The organism is Paenibacillus terreus (assembly GCF_042138595.1).
Lineage (GTDB): Bacteria > Bacillota > Bacilli > Paenibacillales > Paenibacillaceae > Paenibacillus > Paenibacillus terreus.
On record NZ_JBHIRX010000017.1, the window covers coordinates 35,547 to 48,728 of the forward strand.

The following is a 13,182-nucleotide window of genomic DNA, read 5'->3' on the forward strand; positions in this document are numbered from 1 at the left end:
GCCCGAATCCAACAGGCACGGCTCTATGCATAAAAAAATTACGGTGCTTTACGCAAGCGAATCACATTCCAGGATGCTTTGCTCAGACGGGCAGTCAGAATGCCGCTGTCCAGCTTGGAGCTTCCGCCGCTGCGGGGAGCTACCTTTTCTTCGCCAGGACCGTTCACCGCTTTAAGATCCTCATGCTCCATGACAATATGCTCCACAATGCTGTATCCCTCGAAGCTGCGCACATCACACGTCAGGTCCAGCCCTTCAGACAGGTGGCGGTTCACCGCGAAGATGGTCAGCGTCTCTCCCGCTTCATCATACACGACAGCACTGTCCAGGTACGGAACATCCGTGAAATCCTTGGCATCATATTTCGGAGAATCCACCACAGGCATCAAGGACACACCACGCCCGAATTGGGAAGCATGCATATATGGATAGAAAATCGTCTGCTTCCAGGCGCGGCCGTTGTTCTCCGTCATGATCGGAGCGATGACGTTGACGAGCTGTGCCAGGCAGGCCATTTTCACACGGTCCGCGTGGCGCAGGAATGTAATCAGCATGCTGCCGACCAGCAGCGCATCCTCAAAGTTATAAATATCCTCCAGCTGCGGAGGAGCGATCGTCCACGGTTCAATCTTCGTATCCGCTTCATTGGAGTGGTACCAGACGTTCCATTCGTCAAAGCTGAGCATCATTTTTTTCTTGCTGCGCTTCTTCGCCTTGATGTAATCGCATGTGGAAATGACGGTATGAATAAAATGGTCCATATCCATGGAACGCGCAAGATAGTTGGCCGTATCGTTGTCTCTGTTGCCGTAGTACTGGTGCAGGGATATGTAATCGACCGCATCGTACGTATGATCAAGAGTCGTGGCCTCCCATTCCGGGAAGGTTGGCATGGCGGAACTTGAGCTGCCGCAGGACACCAGTTCAATATCAGGGTCGATCAGCCTCATCGCCTTCGCTGTCTCCAGAGCCAGTCTGCCGTACTCCTCCGCCGTCTTGTGTCCGATCTGCCACGGGCCGTCCATTTCGTTGCCGAGACACCATGTCTTGATCCGATGTGCCTGCTCCACCCCATGACTGCGGCGCAGGTCACTGTACTTGGAGCCTCCCGGGTGGTTGCAGTATTCCACCAGATTGCGGGCGGCGTCAATGCCGCGTGTGCCGAGATTGACGGCCATCATGACATCAGACCCGGCTTCTTTGGCCCATTTTATAAATTCATTTGTGCCCACTTCATTCGGCTCCACCGTTCTCCAGGCAAGCTCCAGCCGCTTCGGGCGGGATTCAACAGGACCGACGCCATCCTCCCAATTGTAACCGGAGACAAAGTTCCCGCCAGGGTAACGGATAATCGGCACATTCAGCTGCTTGACCAGTTCCTTCACGTCGTTACGGAAACCGCTTTCATTGGCAGACGGATGAGACGGCTCGTAAATGCCCCCATACACCGCGCGGCCCAAATGCTCAATAAAGGAGCCGTAAATCCGTTTATCCACCTCGGCAATGCGGAAAAATTTATCAACGATCATTCTGGCTTTCAGACCTGTTGTTGCCATGGATACCATCCTCTCTCAATAAGAAAAATTCGGAATATGCTAACCTGATCATTACCGTTTCACGCACAACGAATATAGCATACGGCCGCATTATCGTCAATATATACATTAATAGTTAATAATTTTATTATCATTTGTATTCGGTTAAACCATTCAGTTCCTTCGGCTCTGAAACTTGTTATTAAATGCTGCTGGATTTAGAAGCCCCTTCCTCAAATATATTTCAGTCATAGCTGGGCAGTAAACTACCGAATTCTTGAGTCTGAAAGGCTGAGAAGTGTGGCAAATTTAGCGGAGATATGCAGGTGGAGAACGGGAATAAACACACGTCTTGGAGAGTATTATGACAAGAAAAAAAGCGAAGCTAGGCCCCGTAAAAGTATCCGTGATCGCTTGCCTAACCAAGCTACTGCATCACGTCTGCATCACTCTTAAATAGGGGCTTCCTTCGCCATAAATCAAAATGAATCAAACATCTCTGGGACTATTTGCGATGGTTGAACGGGCGTTGCTTAGGATAACAGCGGGATTCTGTCCCGGTAGCGCTCGATCAGCCGCCGATTGTGGTCGTCGGCACCATCGATATTGCCGCTTAAGAAGACGGGAGGCTCAAAGCCCTGTTCAATCATCATGGCGATCGCCTGTGCGAAAATGCCGTTAAGGATAGAAGCACCGGTCACCGTAGACGTCGGTGTGAACGGGACGGGCAGCCCCGGATGGGTTAACACGGCGTCCCCCTTCACGGAATAATTGTCGATAACCAGATCGACAGAATTGAATAAATGCTTGCCGCTCACGTGCCGGGACGGCTGGCTTTGCGAGTATTCCAGCGAGGTGATGCCGATCGTGAACGCCCCTTTTTGTCTGGCGATTTGCGCGACGTCCACCGGAACCGGGTTGCGGCCGGAGGTCGACAGGATGAACATGACCTCACCCGGACGGATATCCTGTCCGTTCATAAACGACTCCGCCAGCCCGTTCCGGCGTTCCAGCTCGGAGGAGCGAACCGCGCCCTCATGCAGCATCAGCTTTTCCACGAAAATCGGATGGATCGGTGCCAGTCCCCCGGCCCGGCAGAACACTTCCTCGGTCAAAATGTGGGAGTGGCCGCAGCCAAACAGATGAATAATGCCACCCTCCATAATCGTTTCGGCCGTCTTGCGGGCCGCCTGCCCGATATGCTCCGCTTCCCGCTCCTGGACTTGGTCCAGCATGCGGCGGATATGGTCAAAATAAGTCTGAAGCATCAGAGATCACTGCTCCTTCCCGTATTGCAGGCGCTGCTTGGCCCCCTCAATCATAGCCGTCATTGTGTTTAAGGTCGCTTCGATAACTTCCTTGCCCTTTTCTTTAGTGGCAAGTGCCGCATTTCCGAGTACGGCCGTCGTGGTGAATTCCTCCCAAGGCGTCGGCGTGCAATCGGCCTCAACGCCGATGTTCGGCGTATCGTCCAACGCTTTGTCCATATTCACATATTCACCGGCCAAATAGAGCATGTACGAGGTTTCCAGCTCACAGGCGTGAAAGTAGGAAGAGTGAGAAGACGTTGTTTCCCGCACCCGCTCGATCGCCTGCTTCGATCCGGGATAGAAGAAATAGTACACCTTCAGCTCCGGATAGTCTTTATAAAGCAAGCGGGCCGCCTCCTTCAGCGCCACAGCATTGCCGAGATGCCCGTTCAGCATCACGTAAATCCGCAGGCCTTGGCGGTAAAGGCTTTCCCCGATGTCATACAGCATCCGGATCAACGCCTCATTCGACACGCTGATGCTGCCGGGAAAGTTTTGCAGGCTCCACACCTGGCCATAAGGAAGTGTCGGGAGCACAAAGCTCTCCGTGCGTTCCGCCAGCCGGCGGGCCAGCCGTTCGGCCAGCACATTGTCCGTGCCCAGGGGCAGATGGGGACCATGCGCCTCCACTGCTCCGATCGGCAGGATGGCACAGGGCGTTTTTTTGATTTTCTCCCCGATGTCGAAGGCATTTTCGTCTTGAAAGATCATTCCTCACGCCTCCCTACTTTTTAAAGGCAAAGCAGTTTGCCGGATTCGTCACGAAAAATTTACGGATCAGCTTCAGCCCGTCAAAGCCAGCCTGGTTAGCCTCGTCCACAAACCGCGGAACCCACTTGGCGATAATATACTCCAGCCCCGGTCCGTAGTCGTAGTGCTTATAGTAGGTTTTACGTGCCGTATCTCCGCTGATTAGAATCTGATCCTCATAACCTTTCTTGACAAGCTCAAGAATGAGCCCAATCCGTGTGCTTTCGGGAGCGTACTTGATTTTGGCGATACCGTCGAATGACAGGAACGCACCGGTTTTGGCAATTTGCTCATGGTAGTACGGGTCCGGATTGCGGTCCATATGGCCGAGGCTAAGGAAGCTCAGGTTCACATTTTCGCTGCGCAAAAGCTCGATTTGCTCCAGCCCCATCGTGCCAACCTCGGTGTGAGAATGGATCGGCGCTTTCGTCTCGTGGTGGGCGCGAGCGACGGCCCGCAGCGTTTTTTCCTCCAGCGGTGTAATCCGGTTGTAGCCTGTTCCGAATTTGACCTGGCCGGCTTTGAACGGCGTGCCCTCCAGGCCCTCCTCCACCTCGCGAATGACGAAATCGGTCAGTTCGTTGATGCTCTTGGCCTCGATCCATTCATAGTAAGTCTCATAGCTGCCAATGACCGGTTTCAGCCCGTCTTTGACCTTCGCGTCCCAGAGAAAACTTTTGTTGAAGCCGGCGGTACCGATGATGCGGACCCCGGTTTCCTGCATGATATTGTAGACAGCGGGCACATCCCGGCCGTAGTCGACCGCCGTCGCGTCAACAATGGTCTGGCCGCCATGTTTTTTAAAATCAAGCACATCCAGTTTGGATTTCTCCGGATCGTCCAGCAAGAGATCGTCCCCGCCGCGCTCCGACCAGTAGGCCGGGCGGCACACGATATGCTCGTGGGAATAGGTGAAGCCCAGCTGTTCCGGCGCGATGTCCGCGTCAAGTGTTCGTACGAAAGTCATGGTGATGTCCTCCCCAAGTATAAATCTGCAATATTCGTTCTTCAGTTCAGCTTGTATAGCTTGATCCGTTAGAACAGCAGCTGCGCCAACAGCCGGATGATGGGTCCGAGAATGAACATATCGGAATCGGCAGCCCACATTGCCGTATCCGGCACGGTGGAAGCAATCAGGAAGCGGACCATGATGAATTGGCCCCAAGCAACGACGGTGGCGGTGATAAATCCGCCCAGCAGCGCGCCGCGCACCCCGCCGGTCGAATTGCCGAATACACCCGCAGTAGCGCCGTGGAAGAACAGGACAATCATCGTTGGTACGAAAATATAGGCAACCGTATTGCCAAGCACGACCAGCCAAATCAACGCACCGGCAAAAGCTCCGATAAAACCGAGAATGACCGCGTTAGGCGCATACGGATAAGTGACGGGAGAATCAAGCGCCGGTTTGGCCCCGGGTACGATTTTGGTCGCGATCCCGTTAAAGGCCGGAACCAGTTCCCCGATGAACATCCGCACGCCCAGCAGCACGATCGCAATCCCGCCGGCAAATGTGAGCGATTGAATGATAGAATACATGATGAAGTTCTGATCGCCGGCCTTCGCGATTAATTCCTGGGCTCCGGGAGTTCCCTTCATGGTGATGACCACCGCGCCGATGAAGAACAAAATGCCCATGCTCAGCGCCGTGATCACGTTGGAGTCACGCAGAAATTCCAGCCCTTTCGGCACTTTGATTTTCTCTGAATCATTCTCTTTGTTTCCAAGCCATTTTCCCAACCATGCGCTCAGCAAGGCGACCGAAGCCGAGGTGTGCCCAAGGGCGATATTGTCGTTACCGGTGATTTTACGCATGAACGGCTGCGTCAGCGCTGGCTGGAACGTCCAGTAAAGACCAAGGATGACCGCCAGGAAAAGTACAAGCTTCCATTGAGAAACAGACTCTCCCGCCGTATGGACGACGATTCCGGCAAAAATGGTGGCGGTCCAAAACATCATGTGCCCGGTCAGGTAAATATATTTGAACCTCGTAAAGCGGGCCAGCAGGACGTTGATCAGAAAACCGAGCAGCATCGCCATGGTGACGGAGCTGCCAAATTTGGCGTTAAACGCCTCCTGGCCAAGAAATTGGCCCAGGCTTCCCGTTTGCAGGCCGAAGACTTCCTTCCACATCGGTTCAAATACGTTCAGCGCGCCCACAATGACACCGGAACCGGCCGAGATAATCAGAAAGCCGATCACCGCTTTAAACGTGCCGCTGATGACCTGGCTGGCCGTTTTCTTCTGCAGCAGTAATCCGATCAATACGATAAATCCGAGAAGAATCGCAGGAGTTCCGAAAATATTGGTGGCTATCCAAAAAACAACGTTCATTCAGCCTCTCCCCCTCGTCTATGACATGGCTTCTTTCAAGTTTTGTCCGATTTCCTCCAAATCGAAGTAATTGTTGACGATCACGATTTTGGCCGCATGCCCTTGCAGGCTCTGAGCCAGCTCATTGCTGGTAATAATGTAATCGGCAGCCATGCCGGAAGCAGCAGAGACATCCGTATGTTCCACATCAGCCCGCACCCCCATTTCGTTTAAAACCGATTCTACATTCATCCGCAAAATCAAACTTGTTCCTTGCCCTAATCCGCAAACACATAAAATTTTCATAACGATCCCTCCTGAAATCATGTGGTTATTCTTGCTGCCGGACCCCCGGCCGTTGGAGCAAAGCTTCGATCTCTGTGGCGGTTTGGGCCGACTTCAGCGCCTCGACATTCGTCGGCTCATTCAACAAAGTGGTCAGCTTGCGAAGCAGTGCAATATGGTCCGAGCTGGACGAGGAGCCGAGCGCGAATACCAACTCGACCGGGTCGTTCTCGGGATGCCCGAACGCAACCGGCCGCCGCAGCCGGACAAAGGAAACGGAGGCCTCATTGACGCCGTTCTCCGCTTTGGCATGCGGCAGTGCGATGCGCGGGGCGATCACAATATAGGGCCCCTTGTCCCGAAAGGCGGCCAGCATGGCCTCTACGTAGCTGTTTTCCGCTGCCCCGCTATCGACCAGGAGACGTCCGGCCGCGCGTATCGCTTCCTCCGCATCCTTCACCTCCATATCAAGCGATATCAGGCTTTTTTCCAAAAAACGCATCTTTAAAATCCTCCTTAAGCTATCGATCAAATGGATGAGTATTGTAAAATGAGGCGTATGATTTCAGCCTTTTTTTCAATATTCCCCAACATTCTTCTATTTCTCTTGTCCTTGAGCATATCTACCAGCTGTGAAAGAGCTTTAAGATGGGACTGTCCATCCATGCCGACGACCACAAACAGCAGGTGAACGAGGTGCCTGGGCTGGCTGCTGAAAGCAACCCCTTTCCGGATAGTCAATAGGGACATGGACGCCCGTACGGCTCCGTCCTCCGGTCTGGCGTGCGCGATCGCCACGCCGGGTGCGGCAACGATATAAGGACCGTATTGATTGACCTTATCGATCATGGCCCGAACATAGCCGTCGGTAATGGAGCCGTCGTGCAGCAAAGGTTTGGCGGCAGTCCGGATCGCCAGCCGCCAATGGGAGATGTCTTCCCGGATCGCAATGCGCACAGGAGTCAGCAGCTCGGCAAGCGTCGGCTTAAATTCCTTCGGCTCCGGCTTTGGCGTCTGCCCTTTGGCCGCGCTCAAATAGCGTTGTATGTCTTCGAGGAGCGCTTCCTTGTTGACGATTTCCGCATGCTTGCCAACCAGTTCGACGATCGCCTGCGCGGAAAGGCCCGTCTGCTGCCCTCCCATGACCCCGAGGTGTTGGCCCACCTGTCCAAGCAAATGCCCCTTCTCCGTATCGCTTAAAATCGCGTTCACTATAAACACGGGAACCTTGCACCCCGGAAGCGGAACCGTAGAAAAAATAAAATCCGTCCTGCCTTTGAATTTCTCGAATTCGCGCAGCGAAAGCACGGCGATCAGGTCGATGGAGGGAAACAGCTGCTCCAGTTGATTTTTCAGCATCCGCGCAGCCGAAACACCATTGACGCAAACGACGGCCGCCCTCTTCCTTGGCACGGGTTTAGTCTGCTCACGCCTGAGCCAGCCGCCGAAATGCATGGACAGGTAGGCTATTTCATGTTGATTGACCGGCTTTTCAATCACCTTTTCCAATGGCTGAATCGATTTTCGGGTCAATTCGAACACTTCCCGGTACTCTTCCATAATCTTGCCTGTCAGCGGATTTTCGACGTTCAACCCATATTTGGTGCGGTAAAAAACCGATTTGACATGAAGAAACAGCTGCTTTTTCAGTGCTTCGCGGTTCTGAAAATATACGCAGCCATTTTGTTCGAACAGGCTGATCATTTCCTCCGTCGCTGAACGCAGACGCTTGGTCTCCAGCGTTTCGGACTCCACCTCAACCCTGTTCACCTTCGCCGCCAGCAAGTACACGGTAATGTAACAAATTTCATCCTCTGGTACACCGATGCCGAACAGTTCGCCAAGCTCTGCGGCTATTTGCGCGGCAGCCTTGAATTGAAGCGTTTTCCGTAATGCCGATTTTTCTTCTTTGTCCATGTGTACCGTTTGGCCTTGCTTAAGCCGGGTGGCGGAAAGCCAGAGCCGGACGGTCAGATGCAGGATGGTCTCGTCCGTCAGCTCCATGCCGATCAATTGCTCTCCGGAAACGATCATGCCGTATACGGAGACCAGGTGCTCTGCCCGGAAAGCCGGAAAATGGCGTTTGAACAGATCCGCATGAATCAAGCTGTCAATCGTCGGGGAAAAATGACTCCAGTTGCCATAAGGTAGAAGTTCAAACAAGAAATGTGACAGGGCCGCTCTCAGGTCTTTTTCGTTCCCTTGGATGAAATATCCCTGCTTGCGGTCGAACCGGACAGTCAATCCATATCCGGCCAGTTCAACCTTAAGCCGCTTCAGTTCGGAATGGGCTGTGCCCCGGCTGACCTTCAGCAAATCCTCCATGTGGTGCAAAAACAAAGGGCTGCTCCTGCTCGCGAGCTGCAGGCAAAGCAAGGCTTTGCGCTCGCCGCCGGACAGATAGTAGTGCTGCGGCTGCACGGCTTGCGCTGTGGCCGGCAGCCGGGACCGCGCTGCATCGGGAAGCAGGAACCCCGTCCCGCGAACGTATTCGACGGGAGGCAGACTGTTCTGACGCAGCCAGCCATTGATTTTATCCATGTCGTAATAAACAGTGCGCTTGGAAATATGAAAGATATCCATCAACTCTTGCACAGACATGTAACCATTGATCTTCTGGAGCAGTGCAAACATCGAGGAACTGCGCTCATCAAGTATGCTTCACCACCTACTTTCCTTTAGAGGTAGTTCAATAAGTTATCTTTTGAAGAAAACTATTTGAACTCGAACTATAGAAAGTCTCTCTCTTTGCAGCCCATTATACTTAAGGCATTTCGTATACAACAGCGCAATTATTGTCTCTTCCGTATTTGCAAAATTATACGGATCGCAGACGTTCGGAAGCTTCATTAAAACTAAAGAAATGGCCGCATAACTTATGACAAATGTAATTCTATCTATCACCTCTCTTCTGGTATAACAAAAAAAATATCTAAAAGAATTGGATATTTACCTTTGAAAAGGAAGGGAGATGGATGATGAAACGGAAAAAGGGATTCAATGCCGTCTGGTGGTGCGCAGCGCTTGTCATTCTGCTGCTTGTTCTGACAGGACTGACCTGGTACGGAAAGCAGGCGTCAGGCATCGAAGATCTGCCCAATTATACGGATGTGAAAGGCAAAATCACGGTGGACGGCTTTAAGGACGAGAAGCAGCCCTTTATCGGGCAGCCGGACGCTCCGGTGAAGGTCATCGAGTTCGGGGACTTTAAATGCCCGGCCTGCAAGCAATGGCATGCCACCGTGTATCCACAGTTCAAAGAGGAGTTTGTGGACACCGGCAAAGTGCAGTTCTATTTCATGAACTATGCTTTTCTGGACAGGGACTCCATCCTTGCGGGCAGCGCGGGGGAAGCCATCTACCGGCAAAATCCGGAGGCCTTCTGGGACTACTACAGTGAGCTTTATGAGAACCAGCAGTCGGAAAGCAAAATCTGGGCCACTCACGAGTTCCTGATCGACTTTGTGAAGAAAAACATAACAGGCATTGACTATCAGCAGTTTGAGGCCGATCTGAGGGGCAATACTTATCTTGCAGACGTAAAAGAAGATTACAAAATCGGCGGGTATTACGGCGTGAATGGCACTCCCGCTTTTTTCGTGAACGGCAAAATATTGAGAAGCATGGATTATGAGGAATTAAAGGCGGCGATCAACCGGGAGCTGCTGTCCGCTCCGGAGTTGTAATCCGTTAAACCGACAGAAAGAGGCGGCACCGCCTTGAAGGGATGCCGCCTCTTGACCGTCCACTCTATTTGATGCCTGAAATGGTGTAATTGTCGATAATGTATTTTTGAAAAATAATAAAAATGATAATAATCGGAACGACCATGAAGGCTGAACCAGCCATTTGCAGCGCAAATTGGCTCTCGTTCTGGCCCTTCAGCAGGGAAAGGCCGACCGACAGGGTATACAGTTTCTCATCATTCGCAATAATGAGCGGCCACAGAAAGCTGTTCCAGCCCCCGATAAAAGTCAGAATGGCCTGCACCGCCAGAATCGGCGTGGAAATCGGAAGCACAATCTGCAGAAAGGTGCGGAATTCCCCGGCCCCATCCAGGCGTGTCGCCTCAAGCAGCTCGTCCGGAATGGTCATCATGAACTGGCGGAACAAAAAGATCGCGAACGCCCCCACCAGCCCCGGCAGCACGATACCTGTCATTGTATTGGTCAGATTCATCTGATTGAGGATCAGATATACAGGGATCATGGTCACCTGTCCCGGGATCATCATCGTAGCCAGCACCAGATAAAAGAGGACTCTTCTTCCTTTAAACTGGAACTTGGCAAAGCCGTATCCCGCCATTGCGTTCAGGAACAGGCCGAAGAATGAGAATAGAACGATGATCAGCGTATTTTTCAGATAAACCCCGAATGCCATATTGTCAAACAAATTACGGAAATTCTCCAGCGTGAATTGCTGCGGCCAGAGCGTCGGCGGAATCTGCTTGACTTCTGCTTCCAGCTTGAAAGAGGACAGGATCATCCACACAAAGGGGAGCAGCATCAGCAGTCCTCCAAGAGTCAGAAGAATGCCGATCGTCCATTGAAACGCTTTTTCTCCGCTTCCGGCTTTACTGCCGGACTGTTCGATTGCCATTTTCACAGGATCACCTCTTTCTCTCAGGACTCCGCTTTATTTTGCAGACGGAACTGGATCAGTGTGATTGCGATAATCGCAAAGAACAGCACGAATGACCCCGCCGCCGCATAACCGAACTGGCTGAACTTGAATCCGTTGTTGTAAATAAACAGAGCTGCCGAGATCGTGCCGTCAAGCGGTCCGCCGTCGGTCATGACAAACGGCTCCTCGAAAAACTGCAGCCAGCCGATCATCGTGGTGATCGAGACAAAGAAGATCGCAAAGCGCAGCTGCGGCAGCGTGATATACCAGATTTGCTGCCAGCTATTTGCCCCGTCCAGTTGAGCCGCCTCATAATAGGATTTCGGAATCCCCTTGATCGCCGCGATGAAAATGATCATGTTCAAGCCGATCCCCCGCCATACCGCGAGAATGATCAGCGATATTTTGGCCGTCGTCGGATCGGTCAGCCACGGAACCGTTCCCAGATTCCACTCCGAAAGCAGATAGTTGAACAGCCCGAGTGTAGGGTTGTACAGGTAGCTCCAAACGACTGCCACCGCGACCACGTTGGTTACGGACGGCAGATAATATACGACGCGGAATGCGCTGAACAGCCGCGATTCCCCCATATTAATCAGGATGGCCACGGCCAGTGAGAACAGCAGCACCAGCGGTACGCCTATGACCACATAAAACAGCGTATTTAAAATTGCTTTATGGAAAGCGGGATCTGCCAAAACATTGATGTAGTTCTCCAGTCCAATGAACTGAATATTGCCGTAATCGACCAATCCTGACAGATCCATATCCGTGAAGCTGATGACAAGCGCGAGCAGAATCGGCACCAGCGAGAACACGGTAAGCAGTATTAACGAAGGGCCTATAAACAAATATGGCGCTAATTTCGAGCTCCCTCTCATACTTTCACTTCCTTTGCTTAGTCCGGATACTTCCCTACTTTTTCAAAATGCTCGCCGCCTGCTCGTTGAATGCATCCAGTTCTGTCTGCACGTCAGCCCCGCCGCGGTAAATGCGTTCAAAGCTCTTCAGATACTGTTGGGCGATCTCCTCCCATGCGGCAATCTGCGGCATAGGCTCGGCATGATCCAGCTGCTCACGGATAATTTTCAGGTTCGCGTCTTCCTGAAGGCCGGGATCTTCCCATGCTTTCTTGTTCGCCGGCAGCACACTCGCCAGCTCCATCCATTTCAATTGGGTTTCAGGCTTGCTCATGTATGCCAAAAATCTGGCAGCTTCATCCTGATGCTCGCTAAACTGGAAGATCGCCAGATCGGAGCCGCCCAGCACGGAGGTATTGTTCTCTTTGGCCGGAAGCTGTGCGACCGCCCATTTGCCCTTCAGCTCGGGGGCCTGCTCCTCAATCTGCTTGATCATATACGGTCCGCTGATGAACATTGGCGCAATGCCCTCCCCTTTGAGTCCCTGAATGGAGTCGATGCCAAGATCGGTCGCATTGGAGCCGTTCTGGAAGAAGCTGTTCAGATACTCGACGGCTTCCACGAATTCCGGCTGATTAAACAGCGGATTCCCCTGCTCGTCAATAAGCTTCGCACCGTTTTGCCGTGCCAGCATGAAGGAAAGCGACTGCTCCTTCGGGTTAAACGAAATGCCATATTTGCCTTTGCCACGGGCAGCCAGCTTCTGCGCTGCATCGGACAGCTCTTCCCAGGTCTTCGGACCTTCCAGATAGCCGACTTCTGCAAGAAGATCGGTACGGTAGAACAGAATCTGCGCTTCCGTATACCACGGCACGGCAATCATCTTGTCTTCAAATTTGGCAGTGGAAACCGCCCCGTCAAAGAAATTGCCCTCCGCGAGCTCGGGATACTGGCCGGCATACTTCGAAAGATCAAGCAGCACGCCTGCGCTGGCAAACTCAGGGACCCAGGAGGTGCCCATCTGCACCACGTCCGGACCTGATTTCGAAGCAACCGCCGTCAGCAGCTTATCGTGGGCGTTATCCCATGGCAGAGCCTGTACCTCTACCTTGATGTCCGGGTTCTCCTCTTCAAATGGTTTGACGATACCGGGCAGCGCCTGCGCTTCCGCGCCCATCCCCCATACGGTGAGCGTCGTCTGCCCGCCGCTCTCCGCTCCCGAAGACGAATTCCCGGATGAGCAGCCTGCGAGCGCTCCCATCATCAGCATGGAACCGGCCAGTACAATCCCCAATTTTCTTTTCCACATATCCATTCCTCCCGATTGTGCTTTGAAGTAATATGTCCGGAAATGCTTGTATGCAGGCCCGCCAACATAATTATTAGCAGAATACACCGCTTACAGGTTTGCCGTTTTTCACAACCCCAAATCCATGTACAGTATATTGTGATGATTTGTTATAGAAACGTTTCGATTGTCATTATAAAGCAAAATGAAACCGTATT

At 52.5% G+C, this 13,182-nt stretch carries 12 protein-coding genes; 1 reads left to right on the forward strand and 11 read right to left on the reverse strand.

Annotated elements, in window-relative coordinates:
* Window positions 1–38: 38 nt before the first annotated feature.
* The 8 genes from arfA to ACE5KN_RS24130 all read right to left on the reverse strand — a co-directional run bounded on the left by arfA (window position 39) and on the right by ACE5KN_RS24130 (window position 8,827).
* A complete protein-coding gene (arfA, locus tag ACE5KN_RS24095; protein WP_375525460.1) occupies window positions 39–1,556 on the reverse strand; it encodes an arabinosylfuranosidase ArfA in 1,518 nt (505 codons plus the stop codon).
* Between the two features lie 512 nt (window positions 1,557–2,068).
* The gene (locus ACE5KN_RS24100) at window positions 2,069–2,803 is read right to left on the reverse strand and encodes an SIS domain-containing protein (protein ID WP_375525461.1); all 735 of its coding nucleotides are present in this window, start codon (window positions 2,801–2,803) and stop codon (window positions 2,069–2,071) included.
* Between the two features lie 6 nt (window positions 2,804–2,809).
* Complete coding sequence (locus ACE5KN_RS24105) at window positions 2,810–3,556, reverse strand: creatininase family protein (RefSeq protein WP_375525462.1); 747 nt, start codon at window positions 3,554–3,556, stop codon at window positions 2,810–2,812.
* 13 nt (window positions 3,557–3,569) lie between these two features.
* Window positions 3,570–4,562, reverse strand: coding sequence for a phosphotriesterase family protein (locus ACE5KN_RS24110; protein ID WP_375525463.1), 993 nt, complete (start codon window positions 4,560–4,562; stop codon window positions 3,570–3,572).
* 68 nt (window positions 4,563–4,630) lie between these two features.
* Window positions 4,631–5,929, reverse strand: a complete 1,299-nt coding sequence (gene ulaA, locus ACE5KN_RS24115; RefSeq protein WP_375525464.1) for a PTS ascorbate transporter subunit IIC — start codon at window positions 5,927–5,929, stop codon at window positions 4,631–4,633.
* Between the two features lie 18 nt (window positions 5,930–5,947).
* Entirely contained in the window at window positions 5,948–6,214 is a 267-nt protein-coding gene (locus tag ACE5KN_RS24120; RefSeq protein WP_375525465.1) for a PTS sugar transporter subunit IIB, read from the reverse strand.
* Between the two features lie 25 nt (window positions 6,215–6,239).
* Complete coding sequence (locus ACE5KN_RS24125) at window positions 6,240–6,695, reverse strand: PTS sugar transporter subunit IIA (protein ID WP_375525466.1); 456 nt, start codon at window positions 6,693–6,695, stop codon at window positions 6,240–6,242.
* 26 nt (window positions 6,696–6,721) lie between these two features.
* Window positions 6,722–8,827 (reverse strand): BglG family transcription antiterminator, encoded by a 2,106-nt coding sequence (locus ACE5KN_RS24130; protein ID WP_375525467.1) that lies wholly within the window; start codon window positions 8,825–8,827, stop codon window positions 6,722–6,724.
* A 344-nt stretch (window positions 8,828–9,171) separates the two neighbouring features.
* Here ACE5KN_RS24130 and ACE5KN_RS24135 point away from each other — a divergent pair, with 344 nt between their 5' ends.
* On the forward strand, window positions 9,172–9,879 hold the full coding sequence (locus tag ACE5KN_RS24135; RefSeq protein ID WP_375525468.1) for a DsbA family protein: 708 nt from the start codon (window positions 9,172–9,174) through the stop codon (window positions 9,877–9,879).
* Between the two features lie 64 nt (window positions 9,880–9,943).
* On the opposite strand, the gene ACE5KN_RS24140 is transcribed toward ACE5KN_RS24135, so the two are convergent.
* The 3 genes from ACE5KN_RS24140 to ACE5KN_RS24150 are packed head-to-tail and all read right to left on the reverse strand — an operon-like array spanning window position 9,944 to window position 12,985.
* A complete protein-coding gene (locus ACE5KN_RS24140; protein ID WP_375525561.1) occupies window positions 9,944–10,792 on the reverse strand; it encodes a carbohydrate ABC transporter permease in 849 nt (282 codons plus the stop codon).
* A gap of 23 nt (window positions 10,793–10,815) precedes the next feature.
* Entirely contained in the window at window positions 10,816–11,697 is an 882-nt protein-coding gene (locus tag ACE5KN_RS24145) for a carbohydrate ABC transporter permease (RefSeq protein WP_375525469.1), read from the reverse strand.
* A 34-nt stretch (window positions 11,698–11,731) separates the two neighbouring features.
* A complete protein-coding gene (locus ACE5KN_RS24150) occupies window positions 11,732–12,985 on the reverse strand; it encodes a sugar ABC transporter substrate-binding protein (protein ID WP_375525470.1) in 1,254 nt (417 codons plus the stop codon).
* Window positions 12,986–13,182: the final 197 nt, after the last annotated feature.